Source organism: Leifsonia sp. McL0618 (assembly GCF_049994905.1).
Taxonomy (GTDB): domain Bacteria; phylum Actinomycetota; class Actinomycetes; order Actinomycetales; family Microbacteriaceae; genus Diaminobutyricibacter.
The window spans coordinates 213,379-238,116 of the sequence record NZ_CP188258.1 but is presented as its reverse complement, the minus strand read 5'-3'; the positions used below and the strand labels follow the sequence as shown (position 1 = coordinate 238,116).

The following is a 24,738-nucleotide window of genomic DNA, read 5'->3' as shown; positions in this document are numbered from 1 at the left end:
CGGCGGAACCGTCACGTTCGGCGGATGCGCGCCCCGCCGGTCACTCCGGGATGCGGCGCTCCGCCTCCCACTCCTCGAGAAGCTGGGGCATCCGTCGTTCGAGGAAGCGGTAGAACCGCGCCATCTCGGCCAGTCGTGCCGAACCGACCGACGACGGGTCGTCGATCGCTGCGACGCCGGCATCACCCTGTGCGGCAAGCACCCCGTAGATCGGGCTCTCGGTCGCGAGCGCTCCGTACCAGGCGTTCTCGGGAAGCTCGTAGCGGTCGCGGCGGCTGCCGTTCTGGGAGAGCCGGCGCACGATACCGATCGTCTGGAGGTAGCGCACTGCGCCGGAGATCGCCGCCGCGCTCGCCCCCAGCTGTTCGGACAGTTCCTGCGCCGTCAGGCCGCCCGCCTCCGAGGCGGTGAGCGCCATCAGGACGCGCGCCGGCATCTTGGGAAAACCCGCAGCGGTCAGGATGGCGGCAGAGTGCTCGACGACATCGTGCAGTGCCTGCTCGTCCCTGGCCATGGTCAGTCTCCCATTCTCGTCATCGAGTTCCAGCCTCTCAGGCGATGGCGAAGTCCCGTCTGCGGATGAGGGCGGCTGCGGCGATCGTTGCGACGACAGCGATCGCGAACATCCAGATTCCACCCGACCAGTCGCCCGTTCCCGTCACGACGGGCGAATGCGTGAACGGGGACAGCTGGTGCAGCCAGTCCGGAATTCCGACGAAGGACCCGAAGATGCCGATGAACGCTCCGAGACCCAGCGCCGCCCACGCGATGACGATCGACCAGTTCGGCACCACGACGAACACGAGTGACAGAACACCCAGGTAGACGAGAGACACCGGCAACTGCGCAGAGGCCGCCGCGAAGGAGGCGCCGATCATCGACGAGGAATCACCGGCCCCGACCGCGCTGAAAGCCGAAGCGAGGCCTGCAGCGACGAGAACGATCACCACGGCGAAAAGGCCGACCAGCATGAACTCGAGCAGCCAGCGCACGCGCGACACAGGGGTCGCGAGCAGCACCTCCGCCGTTCCCCCAGCCTCCTCCTGCCGCAGGCGAACGACCACCTGGGTCGCACACGCCGCCGCGAGCACACCCACGATGGAGAAGATCGCCGTGATGAAGATCTGGGTCAGCGACCCGGTGCCCCCTGAACCGATCGAGGCGAGGGCTTTGCGCATCGACACCAGTGTCGGGTCGTTCGCGATCGACGAGCTGACCACGCTTGCGAGGGCGCCGGCCAGGGCCCCCGTTGCCGCGCCACCTGCGGCCCAGCCCACGATCGTCCCCCATTGCAGTCTCCAGGCGAGTCCGAGCGGGCCGTTCAGGCTCGCCCGTGCGTCCGCCCGTCCTGCACGTTCGGCCAGCAGGCTGGCCCCGGTGTCGCGCTGCGACTGCAGCACGAAGACGACTGCGATCACGGCGGCGGCGAACGCCAGGTCGAGAAGGAGCGGCCACCAGTTGTCGGTGCCCCACGCATCCATCTGCTCGCCCCAGCCGATCGGCGACAGCCAGGTCGGCCATGCGCTCACCATGTGGACTCCGTCGGGCTTGACGGTGCCGATCGAGTCGCCGATTCCGCGGAGGAAGTAGGCGAGCACGACCACGGCGGCAGCGAGCCCGTTGGCGCCACGGGAGGTGGACATCAACTGGGATGTGAAGAGCCCGACGGCGAGGAATGCGACGCCCGCGCCGCCCACCGCCGCGCCCGCGACGAACGAGCCGTAGGCGGGAAGTCCGTTCGCGATGAAGCCGAGCCCGACCGCCAGCGCGACCAGAACGTTCGCGATCAGCCCGTGGGCGATCGTCGCGACCGTCGGGGTGATGCGGGCGGCCTCCGTGGCGGCGACGAGCTCGGCGCGCCCAGACTCCTCCTCTGCCCGGGTGTGTCTCACTGCGAGGAACGTGCTCATGAGGCCTGCGAGCAGGGCGAGGAAGGTGTAGATCTCGAAGAAGGTGACCGACGCGAGGCTGGTCCCCTGCGGGAGACCGCGCAGCACGAGGATGGCCGGGTTGGCGATCGCGAGATGCATCACCTCGATGCGACTCTGGGCAGTCCCGTAGGTGTTGTTGAGCGACGCCGCAGAGAACGCAGCGAGCAGCCCGATGACGAGCACCCAGACGATCAGCTGCCAGCGGTCGCGGCGCAGGCGCTGACGAAGCAGCGAACGGAAGGTCTTCATCGCCGTGTCGCCTCCGTGCCGGACGCATCGGATGCCCGCTTGCCGGCAGGCGCGGCGACGGCTTCATCGGCTGCGAGTTGGTCGCCGTAGTGGCGCAGGAACAGCTCTTCGAGCGAGGGCGGCGCAACCGTCAGGCTCTTCACATCGAGTGCGGCGAGCGCGTTGAGCACACCGGGAAGCTTGTCGCTGTCGGCGGTGAACCGCACGCGGCCGTTGTTTGTCACGACATCATGGCCTTCGGGGATGCGCGCAAGATCGGCATCCGTGATTCCATCGGCCGCGAACGAGATCTCCGTGCGCGTCAGGTGGCGCATTTCGGCGAGGGTGCCCGATTCGACGGTCTTGCCGGCCCGGATGATGGTCACCCGGTCGCACAGCAACTCGACCTCCGAGAGGATGTGGCTCGACAGCAGCACGGTCGCGCCTTCCCGCGACACCCGTGCGATCTCGGCGTTGAACGTCGCCTCCATGAGCGGGTCGAGACCACTTGTCGGCTCGTCGAGGATGTACAGCTCGGCCGGCGTCGCGAACGCGGCGACCAGGGCCACCTTCTGCCGGTTGCCTTTCGAGTAGGCGCGGCCCTTCTTCGACGGGTCGAACTGGAAGACGTCGATGAGGCGCGCCTTGCGCTGCGCATAAGCGGCGTGGTCGGTGGTGCCTCCCCGCAGTCTTGCGAGCAGGTCGATCGTCTCACCGCCGGAGAGGTTCGGCCAGATGCTGACATCGCCGGGAACGTACGCGATCTGGCGGTGGAGGTCTACGGCGTCTTTCCATGGATCGCGCCCGAACACGGTCGCGGACCCGCCGTTCGCCTTCGCGAGGCCGAGGAGAACGCGGATGGTGGTGGACTTACCTGCGCCGTTCGGCCCCAGGAAGCCATGCACTTCGCCCGCCGTCACCGACAGGTCGAGCCCGTCGAGGGCACGAACGCGGCCGAAGCGCTTCTCGAGACCCGAAGTCTCAATCACAGTGTTCATGAGTCTGACGATACGCTGATTTCACAAATTTGTGAATATTCCTAACGGAATCTCTGCGGGCGTGTCTCGCGCTGGTCGCGGCCGCGTCGCTGCGCCGAGGAACACGAAGGTGCCGCAGCGCCCCGTTTGATAAGGTACGAACGCTGCCGCTGCACCCACAGACCAGCCGTGCGCACTTCCTTGATCGCTGCTCAGGCGCATCCGCTTCCGGTCCCCGAACGGGCCCGTATCGCCGGATGCGCGCAGACGAGTAACCCCCTCCCCGCCCATCGTGGCCGGCGCAACCCCCAGTAATTTGCTGGCATTGCCCCGCTGTGGGAAGGGGCGTTACGTTTTGCCTTAAGGACCTGACAGTGCGCAAGAGGAACCATCTGATGATCGGTCGCGAACCCAGCCTGGCGCTGGCTATGGCGTTGATCGGTTCGGGGTCGAGCATCGACGTGGTCGGCGGACGCGGCAGCGGCCGGAGCTCCTTCCTGGGCGAGCTGCAGGCACGGCTCGAAGCCGCAGAATGGAACGTCGTCGTCGTGCGTGGAGTCGCCTCGCTTCGCGCCCATCCGCTCGCAGCGATGCACATCGCCGGGATCGGGGGCCCGACGGAGACACGCCCGGCGTCGATTCAGAGGGCCGCGGACGCGCTGGCGAAGGCCCTCCAGGCCAACCGCTCCGTCATGTTCCTCGACGACTGGGACGACCTCGACGAATCATCCTGGGGTGTCGCGGAGTCGGTGCGGAGACGCTACGGCCTCCCCATCGTGATCTCCCGGCTGCAGGGCCTGCGCGCACGGCACACCCCGAGCGGGCTGCGTGCGTCGACGCTCGACCCGTCGTTCGTCATCGACATGCCGCCGATCAAGTACGACGAGCTGGAACAGGTCATCACCGACCACCTCGGGGCGCCCGTCGACTCAGGAACGATGAGCCGCATCTACGCGAAGTCCGGAGGAGTCATCGGACTTGCGATCAGCATCGTCGACGCTGCGGTGCGCGAAGACCGCATGCAGGAGACCAACGGAGCCTGGTCCGCGACCCGTAACCTCTGGAGCCCGGGCCTGCGCGGGGTACTCGAAGCACACCTCGAATCGCTCGACGAGACGGCGAGGGATGCGCTCGAGATGATCGCGCTCGTCGGCGCAAGCGATACGGAGACCATCCGAAATCTGGTGGAGTGGGAGACGCTCGAAGAGCTCGAACAGCGCGCGATGATCCGCTTCTACTCGTCAGGGCGCCGGATGCTCGCCACAGTGGTCCCGCCCCTGCTGGTCGAATACTTCCGTCACGAGCCGCTGACCGCCCGGCGCATCCGACTGACCGAGCGGATCGTCGAGAACATGGGAACGACCGACGTCGACGCGATCCTGGCCGGGCTCACCACGCCACCCGATCATGTGGCGGAATCGGACGCGATCTTCGCGCGCCTCCTCCAGGAACAGGCGCGCACGCACCGGATGATCGCCGAGGCGGAGTGGACCCGCAAGCCATCCGCCGCCACCGCCGTCGCCTGCATCGATGCGCTCCTGAATTCCGGGCACGCCGGCGAGCGGATCGAAGAGGTGTTTTCGCGAGCGCTGGCGTCAGACGGGGATGGCGACGAAGAGAACCTCGTGCGCCTGGCGATCCTGCACGCGGAGTGGCGAGCCTACGTGAGTGACGATCTCGACGGGGCTCTCGTGGAACTGGCCGCTGTCGTGCGCGACTTCACGGTGTTCGGCCGCCTCGCCGATGCATCGGCGATCGTGCTCGAAGGGAGCCTGCGAAGTCTTCCCGAGGACTGGGCGGACCGCCTCGAAGTTCGCGACGACCTGCCCGACTCCGTGAAGATCGCCCTGTGGGAGACCCAGTTCGGCGTGCTCGTGGCACTCGGCCGTTTCGCCGGTGCCCGCCGGGTCTTCGAGCTGATCCGGGCCGGCGATCGGACGCTCGCGGGGCTGGTCCCCGGTTTCCTGTATGGCCTGCTGCTCCTCGGGGAGGGCGATCACGCCGGCGCGCTCGCGTGGGCCCGGCGCGGCTTCGACGAGGCACAGGCGACCCTCGATCTCGCGTCCGCGCGCCTCCACGCCTGGGTCGCCTCGCTGTGCCTGACGCTGCAGGGCAGCTACGACAGCGCGGAAAAAATCCTGGCGACGGTGTTCGCCGCAGGCGACCCCTCTCCTCTCCGGCTCGGGAGCCACCTCGCGCTGCTCAACATCGCAGCCGTCGTCGCCGCCCGGCGTGGACACGGCGAACTGGCCGAACGGTACGCGCACGAACTGGAAGCGCTGAGAATTCCGGATGGCCCGCTTCCCGGGCAGTCGCGCTCACGGAGCGTGGCCCAGCTGGAGGCGTACAACGGGCACCCGGAAGCAGGCGCATCGGAGATCTGGACGGCATCCGAAGCGTTGTGGGAACGTGGCGCACGGTTCGCCGCGTGCACCGGGTTCCTCACTGCGCTGGAGATCGAGCCGGACAAGGCGCGCCTCGCCGTCGCGCGGGAGCGCACGGCCCAGGTCGAGGGCGAGTACCTCGCAGCTCACCTGGACTACCTGGAGGCGCTCGATGCGCGTGATCCGGACGCGATGATGGATGTGATCCCGCGCCTCAAGAAGACCGGTCGCCCCGGTTACGCGATAGGCGCCTACCAGTACGCCGAGACCTGGCTGAGGCGGGCCGGGCGGACCGGCGAAGCCCGCGCCATACGGGCCGAAGGCACCGAGTTCATGAACTCCCTGAACAGCCGCGAGTACGACACCGGCCGATACCTGACGACCCCGGTCCGGCTCACCGATCGCGAACTCGAGATCGGCCGCCTGGTCACGATCGGCCAGTCGAACCGTGAGATCGCCGCAGAGCTCGTCGTCAGCGTGCGGACGGTCGAAAGCCACCTGCATCACATGACCCGCAAGATCGGCGCGAAGGACCGCCAGGGCGTGAAGGAGTTCGTGCTCTCACTCGACCGGACACCCTACGGCCGACGACAGAAATCGTGAATACGTAGGTCTGCGACCTGCACTACTGAAATGCGGCGGGACACTACGGTGACCCCTCGAGCGGCGCCTACGTTCGGCAGTGCGATTACGAAGTTCCGCGCGGCAGGGCATCGGGTGCAGCGGCTGCGCACAACCGTCTCGCGCACATCATGCGCGACGGAGTCGAACGATCGCAGACGCGGGGCGGCCCCACCCGGCCGCCCCGTCGTCCGTTCAGTGTGGTGGGTTCAGCGAGCTCAGGGCTCGCGGCGCACGCCGTCCGGTCCAACGACGCTGGGAGGCGCGTCGGTGCTCCGGGGAGCAGCCGTGTTCGGGGCCGCCGTGGCGGGCGGTGCAGCGGCAGGCTGTGCAGTCGTGGGGGGCGCTGCGACGGGCTGCGCAGTGGTGGGCGGCATGGCCGTCGCCGGTGCAGCCGTCGCCGGTGCAGCCGTCCCCGCCTTCACGTCCGGGTCGATCTCGTTGGCGCGACGGGCCTGCTCGGCGGCACGCGCCTGCGCCTCCTGCGCCTCGTTCTGGCGATCGACGGCCTCGCGGCGCAGCCGCTCGGCGTCCACCTCGGCTTGTTTCGCATCCGCTGCTGCTCGCGCAGCCCTGGCCTCCTGCTCACGGGCACCGAGCGCATCCGCGTCTGCCTTCTGACGCATTTCGACGGCTTTGGCACGATCGGCTTCGCGTCGCCGGCGTCCCGACATCGTGATGATGATGACGATCACGATGATGGCGACGACCGCGATGACGATGGCGATCCATCCTGCTGCGGTCATGCGAGCCACCCCCTCTCATGAACATTGGGTATGCGCACGAAATGGACTTCGATCTGGGTTTTCTGACGTTCAGTCATGACGCGGAACGTACGCCGATCTCCCCCGGGCATCAAGCCCCCGGCCGGCATCCCGCCCGGCCGCCCGGGCTCTCGGCGCGATAGTGTCTTGGCATGCGTCTCGGAGTGCTCGATGTAGGTTCGAACACGGTGCATCTCCTGGTGGTCGACGCCCATCCCGGCGCCCGCCCCATACCTGCCGCTGCCCACAAATCCGTGCTGCGCCTCATGCGGTACATCACGCCTGAGGGCGCGATCAGCGATGAAGGAGTTGCGGCGATCCTCGACGCGATCGCCTCCGCGGTGAAATCGGCGGCCGAAGAGGGCATCGACGAGCTGCTGCCGTTCGCCACCTCCGCCATCCGTGAGGCGACCAACGGCCCCGACGTGCTCGCCCTCATCGCCGAACGCACAGGAGTCGACCTGCAGGTGCTGTCGGGTGCAGACGAGGCTCGGCTCACTTTTCTCGCGGTCCGTCGCTGGTCGGGCTGGTCGGCGGGCAGCATCCTCTTGCTCGACATCGGGGGCGGCTCACTCGAGATCGCATCGGGTGTCGACGAGATCCCCGATGTCGCCGTCTCCGTTCCTCTCGGGGCCGGCCGCAGCACGATCGGTTTCCTTCACGACGACCCGCCACTCGAATCCCAGGTCGAGGCCTTGCGGGTCCACGCCCGCGCTGTGCTGGCCGAGGCCGTGGGCGCGTTCGCGGATCGACCGGCCGCAGAACATGTCATCGGAACGTCCAAGACGATCCGCTCGCTCGCAAGGCTGGCGGGATCCGTGGCCCCCGGGCCGGGCGGCACCGAACGCAGCCTGCTGAAACGCAGCGAGCTCAGCGACTGGGTTCCGCGCCTCGCGCAGATCCCGGCGGACGCGCGCACCGCCCTTCCCGGTATCACTGCGGACCGCACCTTCCAGATCGTCGCGGGAGGGATCGTGCTCCGTGAGGCCATGCGCGCGTTCCGGGTCGACGAGCTCGAAGTCTCACCCTGGGCGCTCCGTGAGGGCATCATCCTGCGCTACCTCGACCACCTGGCGTGACAGGGCGGGACCGCATGCGCGCTGACACGGAGACCGCGGGGTCGGTGCGATCGGGGGTCTTCAGGCGACGCCCGGTGGATCGCGAGATCCTGCGCCTGGCCGTTCCCGCGCTCGGCGCGCTCATCGCCGAGCCCCTGTTCCTCCTCGCCGATTCTGCGATGGTCGGTCACCTGGGCGTGACGCCGCTGGCCGGGCTCGGGATCGCCAGCGCCATCCTGCAGACCATCATCGGGCTCATGGTGTTCCTCGCGTACAGCACGACGCCGGCGGTGGCACGCAGGCTCGGGGCCGGCGACGAACGGGGAGCGGTCGCGGCCGGCGTCGACGGGTCGTGGCTCGCACTCGGCATCGGCATCGTGCTGGCGGTCGGCGGATGGTTCGCCGCGCCGTTCCTCGTGGCCGCGTTCGGCGCACCCGCCGATGTCGCCGAGCAGGCGACCACCTATCTCACGCTCTCCATGCTCGGCCTCCCCGCCATGCTTCTCGTCTTCGCGGCGACCGGCCTTCTGCGCGGCCTGCAGGACACGCGAACACCGCTTGTCGTCGCCGTCGCGGGTTTCGGCGCGAACGTGATCCTCAACTTCGCGTTCATCTATGGTCTTGGGCTGGGCATCGCCGGGTCCGCGCTCGGAACCGTCTTCGCACAGTGGGCGATGGTTCTCGTGTATCTCGTGGTGGTCGCGAGGCACGCGCGCCGGGTGGGTGCGCCGTTGCTGCCGCATCACGCGGGCATCCGATCCTCTGCGTTGTCCGGCGGGTGGCTGTTCCTGCGCACGGCGAGCCTGCGGGCCGCGATGCTGCTCGCCGTGTTCACGGCAACACAGCTCGGTCCGGATGAACTGGCCGCCTTCCAGGTGACGATGACCGTCTTCGCGACGGTGGCTTTCGCCCTCGACGCGCTTGCGATCGCCGCGCAGGCTCTCGTCGGCAAAGGATTGGGCGGCGGTGACCTGCCGGGGGTGCGTGCGGTGCTGGTGCGGTGCATCCAGTGGGGCGTGCTCTGCGGGGTGGTGCTGGGGGCGCTCGTCGTGGTGACCAGCCCGTTCGCTGCCGCCCTCTTCACGACCGATCCCGCCGTCGCTGCGCTGCTGCCGGTCGCACTGGTCATCGTCGGTGCAGGGGCGCCACTCGGAGGCTTCGTCTTCGTGCTCGACGGCGTTCTGATCGGTGCGGGTGATGCGCGCTATCTGGCGCTGACGGGCCTTGTGAACGTCGCGGTGTTCATCCCGCTCGCCCTTGCGGTCGGCGCCTGGGCGACGTCGGATGCGGCGGGCCTCGCGTGGCTGACCGCAGCGTTCGCGTTCGGGTACATCGGCGCACGCGCGGTAACGCTGGGTCTGCGGGCACGCGGCACGACGTGGATGCGCGCAGGGGTGTGAGCGGATGGGCGCAGGACGTCTTGTTCATCGCTCGCGAAAGTAGGCGAACAGGTTTCGCTCCCGCACCAGGGCTGACCCGACGAGGGCTCCGACGAGTGTCGCCGGCAGGGAAGCGAACGTCGGAATTCCGACGGAGATCAAGTCTCCCATGTCGCCCGGGTACTGCGTCCGGATCAGTACCAGCACGATCAGAGCGCCGATCATCGAGGCGGCGATGGTCCAGCCAACCGTCTCCAACAGGATCTGGAGCGTTTGTGCGCTCCGCTTGGTGCGTGCGTGAAGTGCCGACGCGAATTCGAGTCGGCGCAGCCGCACGGCGACGAAGCCCAGCACGAGCGCAAGGGCGGCTGCCGCCTCCGGCGCGAAGCGGGTTATGCGGCCGGCGAAGCGCTTCGTTCCGTCGAAGGTCGCGCCGAGGGTGGAATTGAGCTGGAGGAGCTGCGGTGTCGGGCCGCCACTCCCCAGGGTGACGGCCCCGGGCACGAGGGTCGATGAGAGCAGGGAGGTGAGGCCGTTCGACATCGGCCAGGTTTCTGCCCAGCACTCGTCGAATGGTGCCGTTGTCGGTGACGGCACGAGGACGGCGTACCCGAGCCCGGGTCGTCTCCCGTCATCGTCGTAGGTGTAGACGCTGTCGATGCGAGGGGATCCTTCGACGAATTCGGCAACGTCTCCTTCGCGAAGTCCGAGTGCGGCAGCCAGGTCACCTGACACGATTACCCCGCCATGCGCGGTCGGATTCCCGATGGCCTGAAATCCCTGAAAGTTCGGCGAGACGCTGAAGGTGGGTATCTCATGGCCCGGGAGCGCACCCGCGTGGGCAGCTGCGGGCTCCTGACGAACCGCCCCGGCGGCCCTCACTCCGTCCACGGAGGCCAGCGCCTCACAGGCTTCGCCGCTGATGCCTGCGTTCATCCTGTAGATCAGGGTCGAACCTCCGGCCGCCTGAAATTGCCTGGCCTCGCGCTGGATTTCGGCGACGGCGGCGATGTCCGCACCTGCCAGCAGGGAGATCCCGAACACGAGTGCGGTGGCGAAGGTCGCTGCCCTGGTCGTTCCGGAGCGGACGTTGAGTGCAGCCTCTCGCGCAATGGAGGCGAGTCTCACCCCAGCAAACCCAGATCGATGACCTGTGTGCACGCGTCGCGCGTTCGTGCGTCATGGGTTGCGACCACGACGATCGTCTTCTCGTCGGACATCGCGCCGAGCGCGTCGTTCACCGTCTGAGCTGTCTTGGTGTCGAGCTGGGCAGTCGGCTCGTCGACGAGCAGCAGACTTGGATACGTTGCCATGCCGCGTGCCAGCATCAGTCTCTGTGCCTCGCCGCCCGACAGGGTGCGGAAGAGCGAAGCGGCTCGGTCGGAGAGTCCGACCTCGGAGAGACGCCGGCGGGCTTCGGTGCGGGCTTCTGCGTGGAGGAGGCCTCTGGCCAGCAGGGGTAGCGCGACGTGATCTTCGACCGTCCGACGCGCGACGCCGTGCGGGTTCTGGAACACCCACGATGTCGTGGCGACGTCGTTCCTTTCGATTTTGCCTTCTCTCGGCTCCAGCCACCCCGCGAGGATGCTCAGCAGGGTGCTCTTGCCTGAACCGGATGGACCCGTCAACGCATATACCTCGCCGGCATCCAGGCGAACGTTGAGGCCGGAGAACAGCAAAGGGTTGTCGCCGAACCCGTGACCGAGCCCATTCAGGGATATCGATGGGATGCCCGCTCCTACCGACATGGCCGCGCGCTTGCGTGATCGAGATTTACTGTGCGCACGTCCTGGGGCTTATCGGGCACGATCAACGTTTGCCCGAGTTGCGAGTCGGCGATCGTGACAGGGATGCCCGACCCTTTCGACATCACGCATGCTTGTGAACCCTTCACGTTGTACACGGCGGCGGCCGGGACGGAGAAGACGTCGAGCGCCTCAGCCAGCCGGTATTCCACAGATATGGCCGAACCTGAACTGTTCGAAGTCCCCAGCCCCTGAGGGACGGGACCCGGGCCTGCCCCCGTCTGTCCGTCAAGGAAGGCCCGGTAGGCGGATGACTGGGCCAGTTTGAGCAGATGGTCGCTGCTTGAGATGGTTCCTTTCGAGTCGACCGGCAGCGTGAGGTCGCCGGCGACGATGACCCGGGCGCCGGCCATTACCTGTGAGGGAACCGGCTTCACGGCGGCCGACGCCAGTGCTCGCGGGAGGGTTCCGAGCCCGTTTCCGGCGTCCACGGTCCCGCCGAGTGTGGCATCACAGGCGTCTACGAGAACGGACGGCGCCGGCAACCACACAATCGTCGATGCCGGAACGCCGATCCAAGACCGAGCCGAGTCATCGCCCGCCTTTCGTGCCATCTGGATTGCGGCCGCCAGCGTCGATCTCCCGAACCTGCCGTCAACCTCGACGGCGTAACCGAGCCGGTTGAGTTCCGCTTGGAGTGCCTCGACATCCTGACCCCGGTCTCCGGCGCTGAGATCGCGCCAGATCGGGCGTGACGTCGAAAGGTAGATCAGGGGCTGGTCATTGATGGAGAAGGCCGATGTTCCAGAGACGGCCTCTCGACCGGGCACGCACGAGGTCGATGTGATAACTCCCGAACTGCGGGATGTGAGCTTCTGAGGTTCGGATGAGGTGACAACCAAGTTCACGGATTGCGGGTCGAGGGTTGACACCTTCGTTGCTGGTGCCTCGATCGGGAGAGGTCGCGAGTCCAGGCTGGGTGGCAGCGATGCGGGCATGAGAAGACTTCCGATGACGACTCCGATGCCCAGGGAAATGAGCAGAGTTGCACCAACCGTCGCGGATCGCGTTCGGAGAAAGCCCTGCCGACGAGGGGCCTGTTTTTCTGGCAACCTCATCGCGCCAAACTCTGACCGAGCGGGTCGTCAATGCATTTACCGAACTCCATCGAGGAGGTGCTGAAGGGGAAGCTCCAGTTCTCGATGTCACGGGCATAATCCTTCGCGGTGTACGACTGTGGGGCGATCTTCTGCCTGACGGCGCACGCCGCCATAATCGTGTTCTCGTCGAGGTTCTCCGGATTTCGCAAGAGTGAGTTCCGAAGCGAGCAGAGCTCGATATAGCCCGAATCGGATCCACAATCGAGATTGGCCGCGTTTGCTCGGTCGCCATCCTCATCTGTCGGCAGGTCGAACATCGTCATCTGCCCAGCAGGACCGTCGATCTGTACTTTGAACCCCTTGTTTGCCATGCACTTCACGAACCTCCCACTGACGATCGCGTAGTCCTGATCGGTGATGGATTCTTTTGCCAGAATCTCGTGGACGAGTTCGTCGGTAGTCGAGCGATAGGCTTCGGCGAACTCAGCAGCGTATGGTCCGCTGAAATCGGGAATCGGGCCATCGAAAGTCGACCCGGCAATAGGCGCTGTCCGAACATCCGCACCAGTTGGAAGCGATGAGCAGGAGACGAGCACGGCCGCCACAGCGAGTGCTGTCGCGGCCGAGCCCCTGACATTGCGCACGGTCAATTGCCAGCCGATTTTGTAGCCAGGCCGAGTGGGTCGCCGACACAGTTGTGGAATTCCATCGACGAAGTGCTGTAAGGGAAGTTCCACGCCTCTACGTCGCGGGCATAGTCCTTGGCGGTATACGACGTCGGAGCAATCCTGCTCCTGACAAGGCATGCTGACACGATCTCGTTCTCGTCAAGATGCTCCGGGTTCCGCAGGATTTGTCCTCGAAGTGCGCAGAGCACGCTCCAACCTGAATTGCAGCTCTCGGAAGCGGCGTTCGCCCGTTCGAAGGCGTCGTCCGTCAGCGCATTCGGAATGCTCATCTCCCCGGCGGGTCCCTCGATCTCAACCGTGAAGCCCTTGTTGGCCATGCACTTTACAAAGATTCCGGCCGCAGTCGCGTAGTCCTGATCGGTGATCGATTCCTTTGCGAGAATCGTGTGAACCAACGGATCGGTAGTCGACTGATAAGCCTCCGCGAATTCCGCCGCCCACGGGCCATCGAAAATGGGAACAGACCCTTGAGAATTGGATCCAGTTGCGGCGGGATCCGGCGTTGGGTTAGGCAGCGAACAGGACGCGAGCCCGGCCGCAAAAGCAAACGCTATGGCGACCAGGCTCGCGGACTTGCGCACAGTCAAGAGTCAGCGCCGCCTAGGACCGGAAGTTGTACCGGCCCGTGTTTTCTTTGCCATCTCGATCTCCTGCGCTCAACGTGATTTCCACGCTATCGAGATCGTCAATACAAGTAAAACGCTTGTGATCCTATGTGGATGACTCGACCGTCGTCGCGCGCATCGAGCGTGCCCGTCGCGGACGAGCGTGCCCATTGCAGCAGGCACGCTCGTCCGGAAGGGTCACGCTCGGCGGTTCCGCCGCAGCTCGGCAGGCGAGCGACCGCAGGCGAGCGACCTCAGCCGAGCCACTCCCGCGCCGCGAGCACCAGCGCCTCAACGCCGACGTCGATCGTCGGTTGCGGCAGCGGCGCGAAGAACGGCGAGTGGTTCGACGGGATGTCCGTGTCGAGCGTGCCCGCCGCCTCCGCCGCCGCATACGCCGTGGCGTCCGCGCCACCGAGGAACCAGTAGACGAGCGGCACTCCGGCGGCGGTCGCCAGGTTGCCCACGTCTTCACTGCCGGCGATGAGGCCCGGGTCGAACACGCGGTCGTCACCGAACGCCGCACGGAACGCGTTGTTGGTGCGCTCCGTGGCATCCGGATCGTTGACCGTGACCGGGTAACGCTCGGTGACCGCGAACTCGGGGTCCCGGGTCGCACCGGATGCCTGCGCCTCAGCGCGCACGATGCGCTCGACCGCGCCGACCACCCGTTCGCGCACCGGGTCGCTGAAACTGCGGATGCTGATGCCGAGCGCCGCCTCCGCCGGGATGATGTTGCTCTTGGTGCCGGCGGTGACGAACCCGACGGTCACGACGGCCGGGTCGAACGCCGAGACTTCACGCGAGACGACACCCTGCAGCCGCATGACGGTCGCGGCGGCCATGACGACCGGGTCGATGGTCGTCTCGGGGCGGGAGCCGTGGCCGCCGCGCCCGAACAGCGTCACATCGAGGGCGTCGACCGCGGCCATGGCCGGCCCCGCGTGCGCTCCGACGATGCCGGCGGGATAGGGGGCGACATGCTGGCCGAGCACGATGTCGGGCTTCGGAACCTTGTCGTACAGCCCCTCGTCGATCATCGTCTGCGCGCCACCACCGTGCTCTTCGGCGGGCTGGAACAGCGCGACGACGGTGCCGTTCCACTCCGCGCGGGTCTCGATGAGGCGCTCCACCGCTCCGATCAGGCAGGTCACGTGGATGTCGTGCCCGCACGCGTGCATGACCCCGACCTCGTGTCCGTACTCATCGACCACGCTTTGGGTGCTCGCGTACGGCAGGCCGGTCTCCTCGGTGACGGGAAGAGCGTCCATGTCGGCGCGGAGCAGCACAGTCGGACCTTCGCCGTTGGCGAGCACGCCGACCACGCCGGTGCGGCCGATGCCGGTGGACACGTCGAGTCCGAGCGCGGTGAGCCGGTCGGCGACGATGCCGGCGGTGCGATGCTCCGCGAACGAGAGCTCGGGGTGGGCGTGGAGGTCGTAGTACAGCTCTTCAAGCGCGGTCATGGTTTCACACTATGTGACCGGGGCGGCGGCTGCGATCAGTGCGACGGCGGCGCTGTTGTGTTGCCCAGGTGGAACTCGCTCGTGAAGCTGACGGGCTCCGGCGCCTCACCGTCGAGCATCTCGACGATCGCGGAGCCGGCAGCACGCCCCTTCTCGACGGCGGGCTGCACGAGCGTCGTCAGATCGTACGGCCACAGCCCGTCGACGCGCACTCCGTCGAACCCGACCACGCTGAGGTCTCGTGGCACTCCGATCTGGAGTTCTTCGGCGGCGCGGATCACCCCGGCGGCGAGCAGGTCGCTCTGGGCGATGATCGCGGTCGGCCGGTGCCCGGGGTCGGCGAGGAGTGCGTGCGCGGCGAGCGTTCCCTCTTCGACGAAGCTCCCGCGGGCGGTGAACGCAGCAGCATCCGGGAAGACGTCGCGGGCGCCGGCAAGGCGTTCCATCGTCGTGTTCGAGCTGCCGAGCGCCTCGCGTTCCGGGGTCAACGGTCCGCGGATGCGGTCCCGGTCGAGCGGCAGGGTTACCAGTGCGACATCCCGGTGCCCGAGATCCCACAGGTGCTGCGCGGCGAGACGGGTGGCCTCACGATTGTCCTGGCCGATGGTCATCACGTCGCCGGACGGGTCGCCCTCGATGGCGACGAGTGGGATGCCGCGCTGGCGGAGAGCCGCGACAGACTCGTCGAGGCGGGGGCTGCATCCGATCAGCACCACGGCATCCATCGACGCGTCCTGGATGCGCCCAGCGGCCTCACCCGTGTCGGTGAGGATGAGCAGGCCGGCATCGATGGCGGCGAGCTCCTGGGAGATCCCGTCGAGGAGAGCGATCTTGATCGGGTCGCGGAACGCGTCACGAACGTGCTCTTCGATGACGACGCCGACGATTCCGGAGCGCCCCCGGCGGAGGGAGCGTGCACGGGGGTCCGGCCCGGCGTAGTTGAGCTCGCGGGCGGCGGTGAGGACGCGTTCACGCGTCGCGTCGGAGACCGGCCCGGTGCCGCTGAAGGCAAGGGATGCTGTCGAATTGGACACGCCGGCCCGTTGCGCCACGGCCGCTAAAGTGGGGCGTGCGCCTGACACCGTTTTCGTGTCGTCGCTCACAAATATTTCCTTCCACGCCGGTTGAACTCGAACGCTTTCTCCGATAGCTTAGTCGAATCGATTCGATCGAATCGATTCGAGGGTGTCTTCAGCCGGACATCCGCCCATATTCGAACCATCAGGAACATCATGTCCCAGACGACACCAGCACTTTCGACGCGCAGCCGACGCGAACTCACGGCCTGGCGCAACGCTGTGTTCGTCATCTTCATCCTCAGCGGACTCAGCCTTGCGACCTGGGTGGCACGCATCCCCGGCGTCCGTGACGGCCTCGGGCTGGATACGGCCCAGGTCGGACTCCTGATCCTCGGAATGTCCATCGGCGCGATCCTCGGGCTCGTCGCATCCGCGCCCCTGCTCGCGAAAGTCGGGCCGCACCGCGGAATGGTCATCTCCCTCATCATCGTCGCGTCCGGAATGGTCCTGATCGGCAGCGGTGTCTCGTTCCTCCACTTCGTCCCGCTCGTCGGTCTCGGGCTTGCGATGCTCGGCTTCGGCAACGGGATGGTCGACGTGATGATGAACGTCGAAGGTGCGGCGGTCGAACGCGAGATCGGCAAGACTCTGATGCCGCTCATGCACGCCTGCTTCAGTCTCGGAACCGTCATCGGCGCGGGGCTGGGAGCTGCGGCGGCCGCACTGCGCATCGACGTGTCCTGGCATTTGATGGGGATCGCCGTGCTCGTCGTGGCAACGGCCGTTCTCGCCGTGCGATTCATCCCCAGCGAAGTCGAACTCGGCGATCCGGAAGCCGGCGAACCCGAGAAGCGGCCGTGGGGCGAACGCCTGCGCGAGAACCTGTCCGTGTGGGCCGACTGGCGCCTCATCCTGATCGGCGTCGTCATGCTCGGCATGGCCTTCGCGGAAGGCTCGGCAAACGACTGGCTCGCACTCGGGGTCGTCGACGGACATCACCAGACAAACGCGACAGGTGCGCTCTTCTTCGGATGCTTCGTCGCAGCGATGACCATCGGCCGGGTCCTCGGCGGCCCGCTCGTCGACCGGATCGGGCGAACCAACTCCATCCGCATCACCGCCGGTTTCGGCGTCGTGGGGCTGCTGCTGTTCATCCTCGGCGGCCCACTCTGGATGGTCGTGATCGGTACAGTCCTGTGGGGCTTCGGGGTGTCGCTCGGGTTCCCGCTCGGGATGTCCGCTGCCGCCGACGGGACCGACAAGCCGGCCGCTCGGGTCAGCGCCGTCGCGATGATCGGGTACTGCGCTTTCCTGGTCGGGCCGCCGCTGATCGGATTCCTGGGCCAGGCGTTCGGGATCCTGAACGCGCTGTACGTGCTGCTGGTGCTCATGGTCGCGTCGGCACTGGCGGCTCCCGCGGTGCGCGAGGCGTCGCGGGCGCGTGCGCCGCGCGTGCGGGCGGACGCGTAGCGGCTGCGGCTTGCCGCCACCCCGGGCCGCCTGCGTCGCCCTCGGCGGTGTGCCTGCCACTTCGGTACATGCCCGCCATGTCGAGGTGGCGGGCATGTACCGAACTGGCGGGCAAGCATCCGCCGCCCGCCCTCCGCGAGCACCGCGACGGTCGCCCGCGTGCGTTAACCTCTATGGGTGCGTCTTGTCATTGCCCAGTGCTCCGTCGACTACGCCGGGCGCTTGAGCGCGCACCTTCCGCTCGCGACCCGGCTCCTCATGCTCAAGTCCGACGGCAGCCTGCTCGTGCACTCCGACGGCGGCTCGTACAAGCCGCTGAACTGGATGAGCCCACCGTGCACCCTCACGGTGATCGAACCCGACGCCATCCAGGCCGAAGCGGGCGTGACCGAGGTTTGGCGGGTCAGCCAGGCCAAGACCGCCGACATGCTGGTGGTGTCCATCCACGAGGTGCTGCACGATTCGGCGCACGAACTCGGCATCGACCCCGGCCTGCAGAAGGACGGCGTCGAGGCGCACCTGCAGAAACTCCTGGCCGAGCAGATCGAGCTCCTCGGCGACGGCCACACGCTGGTGCGCCGCGAGTACATGACGGCGATCGGTCCGGTCGACATCCTGGCGAGGGATGTGAACGGCGCCTCGGTCGCCGTCGAACTGAAACGGCGCGGCGACATCGACGGCGTCGAGCAGCTCACCCGCTACCTCGAGCTGATGAACCGCGACCCGCACCTCGCGCCGGTGACGGGAGTGTTCGCCGCGCAGGAGATCAAGCCGCAGGCGCGCACCCTCGCTGAGGACCGCGGCATCCGCTGCCTTGTGCTCGACTACGACGCGATGCGCGGCCTCGACGACAGCGGCAGCAGGCTGTTCTGATGAGCCCTGCCGGTCGGTTCCCGCAAAGTTACGAGAATGTTGCTGTACGTAAAGCATTGGATGCGATCAACGCCGAGCCGACACTCGAAGCGCTGGATGCCCTGCTCGACGCCGCGCTCACCGGTGGCCTGGTCGTGGATGTCACGGGGTCGACAGACGCGACGGGTACGCGCATCCGCACCATCGCATCCACTGCAGGTGAGCCGGTACTTCCCCTGTTCACGTCCATGAAAGCACTCAAGGACGCGGTCGGCGCAGCGGTGAAGAAGGGCGTCAAGGTGCAGGCGATCATCATCCCTTCGCGGGAGGCCCTCGCGCTCATCGAATCTGCGGATTTCGTTGCAGTGCAGTTCAATCCAGGCACGAATACGATGGTGGTCGCCCGCTCTCACATCGAATCCGCTCTCAGCGGACGTTGAGCAAACCTCGAACGTACGAACCTACTATTGGACGGTTATGACAAACCCGACACTGACCGTCACTCGCACCTGGACCTGCGTCCTGTTCGACCTCGACGGCACAATCACAGACTCTGCTCCCGGCATCACCAAGTCGATCGCAGCAACCCTCCAGACCCTCGGCCTGCCCATCCCCTCCCCCGCTGAACTCGTCGAATACGTCGGCCCGCCGCTGCTGGACTCGTTCCGCGAGTTCGCGCACATGACCGACGCCGAGGCCCGCGAGGCGCTCGCCATCTACCGGACCAGCTACCACGCCGACGGCGCATTCGACTCCGCCGTCTTCCCTGGCGTGCGCGGCGTTCTGAAGCGGCTCACGGATGCGGGCATCCCGCTCGCCGTCGCGACCAGCAAACCCGAACTCCAGGCCCGTCGCATTCTCGACCACTTCGGCCTCACCGAATACTTCGACGTCATCTGCGGAGCATCCGAAGACGAGACGCGCAGCGCGAAGGGGGATGTCGTGGCCGAGGCGCTGCGTCGCCTCACCGAGCAGGGCGTCGACCTTTCGCAGACTGTCATGGTCGGCGACCGTTCGCACGACGTCGAAGGCGCGGCCGAGCACGGCCTGCCGACGATCCTCGTCGAGTGGGGCTACGGCTCGCCTGCCGAGGCTGCCGGGGCCATCGCGGTCGTGCACTCGACGGACCAGCTCAACGCGCTTCTTCTCGGCTGAGACCGAGCCGCTCGCTGGGGTACTCTCAGCACGTGTTCGGATCGATCTCTTCGCCTGACGTCGACACCGCCGCACTGGCCGCGCACCTCTCATCCCAGTACGGGATCGAGGTCGCCGGCGTGCAGCAGCTCGATTCCGGCGTGATGCGTGTCGAACGCGATGACGGGCCCGACTGGGTTGCGCGGATCTTCCCTGCCCGTCGCCCGGTCGCGGCGGTCACTGCCGATGCCGCGACCCTGGCGTGGCTCGAGCAGAATGAGTTTCCAGCCGAGCGGGTCGCCACCCGCGACCCGGTCTCGACGCTCGAGACGTCGCCGGTCCTCGTGACGGAATTCGTTCACCCGGTCGCGCGGGAGTTGCGCCGGGCCACCGTGAAAGACGCAGGCGGCCTGCGGGAGCTGGGCGCCATGCTCAGCACGTTGCATGCGCTGCCTCTCGACGAGGACGCGCCCCCGCAGGCGGGCGGCGCGTGGCATCACGCGGGCGAGGGGTTCCCGGCGGCCGAACTGGACGCGGCCCGCGAATGGGTTCGAACCGCATCGGCGTCGGCGATCGCCGGCGACCGCGCATCCCTCGACGCCGTGCTCGCGGAGCTCGAAGGAACCGACGATGGCGCCGGGCTTCCGCAAGCGTTCACGCATCCGGATTTCGTGCTCGCCAATGTCGTCGCGACGAGCGATCGGCGGATGGTCGTCGTCGACTGGACCGGAGCAGGTCGCGGCCCTCGAATCTGGTCCCTCGCCTTCCTGCTGTGGGTCGAGGGCGGCAAAGACCTGCGCCGCATCGACCTGCTCGCGGCCGGCTACCGCCGTCACCTGGCGCTGGAGTCCGCCGAGATCGACCGCCTCGCAGGGATGGTCCGTGCCCGTCACCTGGTCTTCGTCGCCTGGAACCTGGCTGCGGGGCGCATCGGCCCGGCAGAGGCGGCCGAACTCGTCGTCGAGAGCCGCGAGCGGGGACGCGCGATCGCCGACCGAGCCCGCTCTGCTTTCACCGCGACGTGAAGGTGGCGGCGGAGCGCGCGGAGCCCGCTGTGCCCGCACCGGGCGAGCGTGACCGCCCCGGGCGCGCTGAGCCGCCCGAGCGTGCACGCTCCGGTCGAGCGTGACCGCCCCGCACGGCACGCTCGACCGCAGTTGTCACGTTCGGCACATTTTCGGATGTCGGAGGGCCGTGCCAGCATGAACGGGTAGTGCATTGCCGCGCACAGAACAATCCGCCGGCCTGTGACAGGTACCCGAAGCCGACCGATCGGGCCCACCCGGCTCGCCCACGCGGGCGGCCGAGAGTAAACTTTTGTGTTTGCAACACACGTATTTCATATGCGAAACCAGTCGAAATCATCGAACACAGTAGGAATCACAAAAATGCACCTTTCACGCAAGAAGTTGTTCGTCCCGGCCGCACTGGCCATCACGATCGCAGTGGGAGGTGGATTGGCCGGCTGCTCGACGGCCTCCCCCTCCGGCAGCACGTCCAGCTCGAGCGCAAGCTCGACCACCTCTGCAGCGAAGCTCCCGTCGAGCTTCCCCAAGAGCGATGTGCCCATCGTCGACGGCAAGATCCTTGTCGCCACGGGCGACGCCGACAAGGGCTGGAGCGTCACCGTCATCCCCACCTCGACCACCGGCTTCGCTGACGCGAAGGCCGCCCTCGAGAAGGCCGGCTTCAAGGCGGAGCCGAACCCGCAGGCCACCCCCACCAGCACGACCATCTACGACGGTCCGAAGTACACCGTGATCCTGAGCACTCCTGGCCAGGCAGTCACTTACGCAGTCAGCCCTGTATGAGCTGAACCAGCCGATTGAGCTGAACAGAGTCGGCCGGGTCGTCCCGTTCCACACAGGAACGTGGTCGACCCGGCCGGGTCGTTTTCAGCTGCCATCCGGCACCGGGTCAGAACCCGATCGGACGGCCCGGGGTGAGCGGCTCTTCGCCGCCGACGAACGGCTCACCGTAGTTGTGGACGCGCTCCCTGCGCTCCACCTCGGCGAGCAGGGCCTTTCCGAGCATGTCGGACCAGCTGGAGTCCTGCTCAGCGAACGACGTGGTCCGGTAGGCAGCGCGTGCACGGTTTCGCAGCAGCTCCGACAGGTAGAAGGTGATTGTGGTTCGTCGACGTTCACCTGCATATTCGCCGGAATCGGGGTCAGCCTCTACGTGGCTCATCGATGGTCGTCCTTCTTCCGAACTTTGAATAACAGTCGTGCTGTGGCACTAATACAAGGAATACCGGTTGATCCTGAGAAGGGCGCGTAAATCACCGGTTAAAACTTCTTATAAAAGCATTCAAAGTACTGTGCATCTCATATACCGGATGCCGGTGCGCATGATTCAGCGCGCAAGCCGGTCGACGATCCGTCCGAACAGTGCCGGACTCGCCGCCGCGGCCGGCACGATCCGTGCCCGAAGGGGAGAACGCGCTGCAGCGACGAGGGCGCTGGTGAGGATGCGGAAGTCCCGGGTGTCCCGCGACCAGGCACGCTCGTAGCGCGTCGGGTCACCATCCGCGATGCTGCGCACGGCCGAGCGCGCCTGCGCAAACCCGACCCTCAATCCTTCGCCCGTGAGGGCGTCGACGTAACCGGACGCATCCCCCGCCAGTAGCACCCGCCCCGCGACACGGCGGGTGGTCCGCTGGCGCATCGGCCCCGCGCCGCGCGTCGAACTCAGGGCGGCAGCGCCGTCGAGGTGGCCGGCGAGCTCTGGGATGCGAGCGAGCGCGTCGTCGAAATCGACATGCGGCGGCCCCAGGAGGGCGACGCCCACCGTTCCCGCATCGACCGGCGTGACGTAGGCCTCGATGTCGGGCGTCCAGTGCACTTCGACGAGATCGCTCCAGGGCGCGACCTCGAAATGCCGGCGGATGCCGAACCGTCGCTTCGCCGCCGCCACCGGCGGTCGTTCGCATCCGACAAGCCTCCGCACCGTCGAGTGCAGCCCGTCGGCGGCGATCACCCAGCTCGCGCTCGCCCCGCCGCCATCCCAGCCGACGCGCACGCGACGCTCGCCCTGGGTCACGGCGGTGACGCGCCCGCGCACGACCGGGATGCCCAACTCGGCCACCCGACCGGCCATCGCCGCGTGCAGCACGGTTCGTCGCACGCCCCGTCCGGTCTCGCCGTCGAAGCGGTGCTCCACACGCTGGGTCGCGCTGACGTAGGCGATCCCGTGGAAATCGCAGCCCGCAGGGTCGACGCCGAGACGGTGCAGCGCCGCAAGCGCGCCGGGCATGAGTCCCTCGCCGCACGCCTTGTCGATCGGTCCGCCGCGCTGTTCGACCACGAGCACGTCGAGCCCGGCGGCGCGCGCTTCGATCGCGGCGGCGAGACCGACCGGGCCGCCACCGACCACGATCAGGTCGGCGTCGAGGGCGCGCGAGCCTGCCTGGGGGGCGCCCGGGTCGGCGCCGGGGGCGCCCGAGCGCACCTCGGGGGAACCTGGGCCGGCACGACCTGCGTCTGCGCCGCGGCCCGCGCCGGGCTCCTCGCTCATTGCACCGAGGAGCGGTCCGTTGTCGCCGCCGGCAGCGACGCGAGCGCCGTGTTCTCGCACGGCAGCCGGAAGCGCAGCAGCAGCACCGCGTTCAGCACGGTGAAGGTCAGCGCCGTGATCCAGCCCGTGTACACGAGGGGCAGCGCGATCCCCTCGACGACGACCGCGACATAGTTGGGATGCTTGAACCAGCGGTAGGGGCCACGGTCGACGAGAGGCAGCCCCGGAACGATGATCACTCGGGTGTTCCAGCGGTGACCGAGCACGGCGATGGACCACCAGCGCAGCGCCTGGCTGGCGAAGACGAGCACCAGCATCGGCCAGCCGAGCCACGGGATGAACGGGCGGCCGCCGATCCACACCTCGGCGAGACATGCGAGCAGCATTCCGACGTGCAGAGCGACCATCGGCCCGAAATGCCGGCGGCCATGCTCGACGCCCCCGCGTGCGAACGACCACTTCGCGTTGCGGGTCGAGACGATCAGTTCGGCGATGCGCTCGAGACCGGTCGCGAGGATCAGCACGGTGTACCAGATCACGTCTCAGCCCAGATCACGTCTCAGCCCAGATCATCTCGCCGCCCCGATCACGTCGCTGCCCGACACTGTGTCGCCCTGATCACGTGTCGCCCTGATCACGCGTTCGGCCTGATCACGCGTCCACCCAGCGCAGCAGTACGAGTTCGGCTGTGACGCCGGGGCCGAGCGCGAACAGCAGGCCGTTCGTGCCGGCCTGAGGGTGCGCATCCATGAGCTCGGCGAGCACATGCAGCACCGCCGCCGACGAGAGGTTGCCGACGCGCGCCAGCGACCGCCAGCTGGCATCGAGCGCGCCATCGGGAAGGTCGAGTGCGCGCGAGAACGCTTCGAGCACTTTCGGGCCACCCGGATGCGCAGCCCAGACACCGACATCCGCGATCGTCAGCCCGTGGCGGTCGAGCAGGCCGGCCGCATCATCCGCGAAATTGTGGTCGATCACCTCCGGAACGCCCGCACTGAGAACGATACGGAAACCGGTGCCGCCGATGTCCCAGCCGATCACGTCCTCGGTGTTCGGGTAGATGCGGCTGCGGGTGTCGATGACCTCCGGGCCGCCGATCCCGAGCTGCTGGGCGCGCTGGTCGCCGACCATCACCACGGCTGCTGCGCCGTCACCGAAGAGTCCGCTGGCGACGATGTTCGCCATCGAATCGTCGCTCGCCTGCACGGTCAGCGAGCAGAGCTCGACCGACAGCAGCACAGCGACCTCGTTCGGATGCCCGACCAGGTAGTCGTGTACGCGCGCGATCCCTGCGGCGCCGGCAACGCATCCGAGGCCGAAAGACGGCAGGCGCTTGACGTCGGGTCGCAGCCCAAGCCGGGACACCAGCTGGGCATCGATCGACGGGGCGGCGATGCCGGTCACGGATGTGAAGAGCAGGAAGTCGACGTCGGCGGCCACCAGACCGGCGAGGGCCAGCGCATCCACCAGGGCACGCTCTGCGAGAGTGGTGCCTTCTGCGATCCAGAAATCGTTCGACTCACGGAACGACGCCAGTGTGCTGTACTGCTCGAGGGGCATGACCAGGTTGCGTGTCTCGACGCCGCTCGCGGCGTGGATGCGCTTCATCACGGCCTGCCGGCCGGGGTCCGTCGTGATCATCGCGAGCAAGGCCGCGGTGATCTCGGCCTGCGTGTATGAACGGGCCGGGAGGGCGGGAGCGACCGCCACTATTCGGGTCACAAGCGCAACGTATCACGCGAGGTGGAGATCTACCCCCGAGATGTGAGATGGACACCTGCACGCTGGTCCCCCGCGTGC

At 67.4% G+C, this 24,738-nt stretch carries 24 protein-coding genes; 9 read left to right on the top strand and 15 right to left on the bottom strand.

Annotated elements, in window-relative coordinates; genetic code table 11:
• Positions 1-40: 40 nt before the first annotated feature.
• The 3 genes from ACPPVQ_RS01155 to ACPPVQ_RS01145 are packed head-to-tail and all read right to left on the bottom strand — an operon-like array spanning position 41 to position 3,157.
• On the bottom strand, positions 41-514 hold the full coding sequence (locus ACPPVQ_RS01155; protein WP_426517775.1) for a GbsR/MarR family transcriptional regulator: 474 nt from the start codon (positions 512-514) through the stop codon (positions 41-43).
• Between the two features lie 37 nt (positions 515-551).
• The gene (locus tag ACPPVQ_RS01150) at positions 552-2,180 is read right to left on the bottom strand and encodes an ABC transporter permease (protein ID WP_426517773.1); all 1,629 of its coding nucleotides are present in this window, start codon (positions 2,178-2,180) and stop codon (positions 552-554) included.
• Complete coding sequence (locus ACPPVQ_RS01145; protein ID WP_426517771.1) at positions 2,177-3,157, bottom strand: ATP-binding cassette domain-containing protein; 981 nt, start codon at positions 3,155-3,157, stop codon at positions 2,177-2,179. The genes ACPPVQ_RS01150 and ACPPVQ_RS01145 overlap by 4 nt, the downstream gene beginning before the upstream one ends.
• Before the next feature lie 374 nt (positions 3,158-3,531).
• On the opposite strand from ACPPVQ_RS01145, the gene ACPPVQ_RS01140 reads away from it, so the two are divergent.
• Positions 3,532-6,123 (top strand): LuxR C-terminal-related transcriptional regulator, encoded by a 2,592-nt coding sequence (locus tag ACPPVQ_RS01140; RefSeq protein WP_426517769.1) that lies wholly within the window; start codon positions 3,532-3,534, stop codon positions 6,121-6,123.
• 236 nt (positions 6,124-6,359) lie between these two features.
• On the opposite strand, the gene ACPPVQ_RS01135 is transcribed toward ACPPVQ_RS01140, so the two are convergent.
• Positions 6,360-6,887 (bottom strand): hypothetical protein, encoded by a 528-nt coding sequence (locus ACPPVQ_RS01135; protein ID WP_426517767.1) that lies wholly within the window; start codon positions 6,885-6,887, stop codon positions 6,360-6,362.
• Positions 6,888-7,057: 170 nt separating this feature from the next.
• On the opposite strand from ACPPVQ_RS01135, the gene ACPPVQ_RS01130 reads away from it, so the two are divergent.
• Together ACPPVQ_RS01130 and ACPPVQ_RS01125 are read left to right on the top strand one after the other, a co-directional pair.
• A complete protein-coding gene (locus tag ACPPVQ_RS01130) occupies positions 7,058-7,984 on the top strand; it encodes a Ppx/GppA phosphatase family protein (protein ID WP_426517765.1) in 927 nt (308 codons plus the stop codon).
• 14 nt (positions 7,985-7,998) lie between these two features.
• On the top strand, positions 7,999-9,363 hold the full coding sequence (locus ACPPVQ_RS01125; protein WP_426517763.1) for an MATE family efflux transporter: 1,365 nt from the start codon (positions 7,999-8,001) through the stop codon (positions 9,361-9,363).
• Between the two features lie 24 nt (positions 9,364-9,387).
• On the opposite strand, the gene ACPPVQ_RS01120 is transcribed toward ACPPVQ_RS01125, so the two are convergent.
• The 7 genes from ACPPVQ_RS01120 to ACPPVQ_RS01090 all read right to left on the bottom strand — a co-directional run bounded on the left by ACPPVQ_RS01120 (position 9,388) and on the right by ACPPVQ_RS01090 (position 16,050).
• Positions 9,388-10,470, bottom strand: a complete 1,083-nt coding sequence (locus ACPPVQ_RS01120) for a hypothetical protein (RefSeq protein WP_426517761.1) — start codon at positions 10,468-10,470, stop codon at positions 9,388-9,390.
• On the bottom strand, positions 10,467-11,090 hold the full coding sequence (locus ACPPVQ_RS01115) for an ABC transporter ATP-binding protein (RefSeq protein ID WP_426517757.1): 624 nt from the start codon (positions 11,088-11,090) through the stop codon (positions 10,467-10,469). Before ACPPVQ_RS01115 ends, ACPPVQ_RS01120 begins: the two co-directional genes overlap by 4 nt.
• Positions 11,081-11,917 (bottom strand): peptidoglycan-binding domain-containing protein, encoded by an 837-nt coding sequence (locus ACPPVQ_RS01110; RefSeq protein WP_426517755.1) that lies wholly within the window; start codon positions 11,915-11,917, stop codon positions 11,081-11,083. Before ACPPVQ_RS01110 ends, ACPPVQ_RS01115 begins: the two co-directional genes overlap by 10 nt.
• A gap of 284 nt (positions 11,918-12,201) precedes the next feature.
• Positions 12,202-12,837: a hypothetical protein gene (locus tag ACPPVQ_RS01105; protein ID WP_426517753.1), complete on the bottom strand. Its 636-nt coding sequence runs from the start codon at positions 12,835-12,837 to the stop codon at positions 12,202-12,204.
• Complete coding sequence (locus ACPPVQ_RS01100) at positions 12,834-13,457, bottom strand: hypothetical protein (protein WP_426517751.1); 624 nt, start codon at positions 13,455-13,457, stop codon at positions 12,834-12,836. Before ACPPVQ_RS01100 ends, ACPPVQ_RS01105 begins: the two co-directional genes overlap by 4 nt.
• 278 nt (positions 13,458-13,735) lie before the next feature.
• The gene (locus ACPPVQ_RS01095; RefSeq protein ID WP_426517749.1) at positions 13,736-14,947 is read right to left on the bottom strand and encodes an amidohydrolase; all 1,212 of its coding nucleotides are present in this window, start codon (positions 14,945-14,947) and stop codon (positions 13,736-13,738) included.
• Positions 14,948-14,982: 35 nt separating this feature from the next.
• Positions 14,983-16,050 carry a LacI family DNA-binding transcriptional regulator gene (locus ACPPVQ_RS01090; RefSeq protein ID WP_426517747.1) on the bottom strand — a complete coding sequence of 356 codons (1,068 nt, stop codon included), beginning with the start codon at positions 16,048-16,050 and terminating at the stop codon, positions 14,983-14,985.
• 129 nt (positions 16,051-16,179) lie between these two features.
• Between ACPPVQ_RS01090 and ACPPVQ_RS01085 the strand changes: the two genes are divergently transcribed.
• The 6 genes from ACPPVQ_RS01085 (at position 16,180) to ACPPVQ_RS01060 (ending at position 21,233) form a co-directional block, all read left to right on the top strand.
• Positions 16,180-17,436 carry an MFS transporter gene (locus ACPPVQ_RS01085; protein ID WP_426517745.1) on the top strand — a complete coding sequence of 419 codons (1,257 nt, stop codon included), beginning with the start codon at positions 16,180-16,182 and terminating at the stop codon, positions 17,434-17,436.
• Positions 17,437-17,613: 177 nt separating this feature from the next.
• The gene (gene nucS / locus ACPPVQ_RS01080; RefSeq protein ID WP_426517743.1) at positions 17,614-18,309 is read left to right on the top strand and encodes an endonuclease NucS; all 696 of its coding nucleotides are present in this window, start codon (positions 17,614-17,616) and stop codon (positions 18,307-18,309) included.
• On the top strand, positions 18,309-18,728 hold the full coding sequence (locus tag ACPPVQ_RS01075; protein WP_426517741.1) for an SseB family protein: 420 nt from the start codon (positions 18,309-18,311) through the stop codon (positions 18,726-18,728). Before nucS ends, ACPPVQ_RS01075 begins: the two co-directional genes overlap by 1 nt.
• 37 nt (positions 18,729-18,765) lie before the next feature.
• A complete protein-coding gene (locus ACPPVQ_RS01070) occupies positions 18,766-19,443 on the top strand; it encodes an HAD family hydrolase (protein WP_426517739.1) in 678 nt (225 codons plus the stop codon).
• Between the two features lie 32 nt (positions 19,444-19,475).
• Positions 19,476-20,447, top strand: a complete 972-nt coding sequence (locus tag ACPPVQ_RS01065; protein WP_426517737.1) for a phosphotransferase enzyme family protein — start codon at positions 19,476-19,478, stop codon at positions 20,445-20,447.
• Between the two features lie 363 nt (positions 20,448-20,810).
• Positions 20,811-21,233, top strand: coding sequence for a hypothetical protein (locus ACPPVQ_RS01060; protein WP_426517735.1), 423 nt, complete (start codon positions 20,811-20,813; stop codon positions 21,231-21,233).
• Between the two features lie 106 nt (positions 21,234-21,339).
• On the opposite strand, the gene ACPPVQ_RS01055 is transcribed toward ACPPVQ_RS01060, so the two are convergent.
• The 4 genes from ACPPVQ_RS01055 to ACPPVQ_RS01040 form a co-directional block, all read right to left on the bottom strand.
• Positions 21,340-21,612: a ParB family protein gene (locus tag ACPPVQ_RS01055; RefSeq protein WP_426517733.1), complete on the bottom strand. Its 273-nt coding sequence runs from the start codon at positions 21,610-21,612 to the stop codon at positions 21,340-21,342.
• Positions 21,613-21,777: 165 nt separating this feature from the next.
• Positions 21,778-22,938, bottom strand: coding sequence for an NAD(P)/FAD-dependent oxidoreductase (locus ACPPVQ_RS01050; protein ID WP_426517731.1), 1,161 nt, complete (start codon positions 22,936-22,938; stop codon positions 21,778-21,780).
• Positions 22,935-23,477 (bottom strand): isoprenylcysteine carboxyl methyltransferase family protein, encoded by a 543-nt coding sequence (locus ACPPVQ_RS01045; RefSeq protein WP_426517729.1) that lies wholly within the window; start codon positions 23,475-23,477, stop codon positions 22,935-22,937. The genes ACPPVQ_RS01050 and ACPPVQ_RS01045 overlap by 4 nt, the downstream gene beginning before the upstream one ends.
• 112 nt (positions 23,478-23,589) lie before the next feature.
• Positions 23,590-24,660: a type III polyketide synthase gene (locus ACPPVQ_RS01040; RefSeq protein WP_426517727.1), complete on the bottom strand. Its 1,071-nt coding sequence runs from the start codon at positions 24,658-24,660 to the stop codon at positions 23,590-23,592.
• Positions 24,661-24,738 lie beyond the last annotated feature (78 nt).

Excerpts from the sequence above, each read along its gene's own strand:
- ACPPVQ_RS01155 (WP_426517775.1), bottom strand. The coding sequence starts at position 514 with ATGGCCAGGGACGAGCAGGCACTGCACGATGTCGTCGAGCACTCTGCC.
- ACPPVQ_RS01150 (WP_426517773.1), bottom strand. The coding sequence starts at position 2,180 with ATGAAGACCTTCCGTTCGCTGCTTCGTCAGCGCCTGCGCCGCGACCGC.
- ACPPVQ_RS01145 (WP_426517771.1), bottom strand. The coding sequence starts at position 3,157 with ATGAACACTGTGATTGAGACTTCGGGTCTCGAGAAGCGCTTCGGCCGC.
- ACPPVQ_RS01140 (WP_426517769.1), top strand. The coding sequence starts at position 3,532 with ATGATCGGTCGCGAACCCAGCCTGGCGCTGGCTATGGCGTTGATCGGT.
- ACPPVQ_RS01135 (WP_426517767.1), bottom strand. The coding sequence starts at position 6,887 with ATGACCGCAGCAGGATGGATCGCCATCGTCATCGCGGTCGTCGCCATC.
- ACPPVQ_RS01130 (WP_426517765.1), top strand. The coding sequence starts at position 7,058 with ATGCGTCTCGGAGTGCTCGATGTAGGTTCGAACACGGTGCATCTCCTG.
- ACPPVQ_RS01125 (WP_426517763.1), top strand. The coding sequence starts at position 7,999 with ATGCGCGCTGACACGGAGACCGCGGGGTCGGTGCGATCGGGGGTCTTC.
- ACPPVQ_RS01115 (WP_426517757.1), bottom strand. The coding sequence starts at position 11,090 with ATGTCGGTAGGAGCGGGCATCCCATCGATATCCCTGAATGGGCTCGGT.
- ACPPVQ_RS01095 (WP_426517749.1), bottom strand. The coding sequence starts at position 14,947 with ATGACCGCGCTTGAAGAGCTGTACTACGACCTCCACGCCCACCCCGAG.
- ACPPVQ_RS01085 (WP_426517745.1), top strand. The coding sequence starts at position 16,180 with ATGTCCCAGACGACACCAGCACTTTCGACGCGCAGCCGACGCGAACTC.
- ACPPVQ_RS01075 (WP_426517741.1), top strand. The coding sequence starts at position 18,309 with ATGAGCCCTGCCGGTCGGTTCCCGCAAAGTTACGAGAATGTTGCTGTA.
- ACPPVQ_RS01070 (WP_426517739.1), top strand. The coding sequence starts at position 18,766 with ATGACAAACCCGACACTGACCGTCACTCGCACCTGGACCTGCGTCCTG.
- ACPPVQ_RS01060 (WP_426517735.1), top strand. The coding sequence starts at position 20,811 with ATGCACCTTTCACGCAAGAAGTTGTTCGTCCCGGCCGCACTGGCCATC.
- ACPPVQ_RS01055 (WP_426517733.1), bottom strand. The coding sequence starts at position 21,612 with ATGAGCCACGTAGAGGCTGACCCCGATTCCGGCGAATATGCAGGTGAA.
- ACPPVQ_RS01050 (WP_426517731.1), bottom strand. The coding sequence starts at position 22,938 with ATGAGCGAGGAGCCCGGCGCGGGCCGCGGCGCAGACGCAGGTCGTGCC.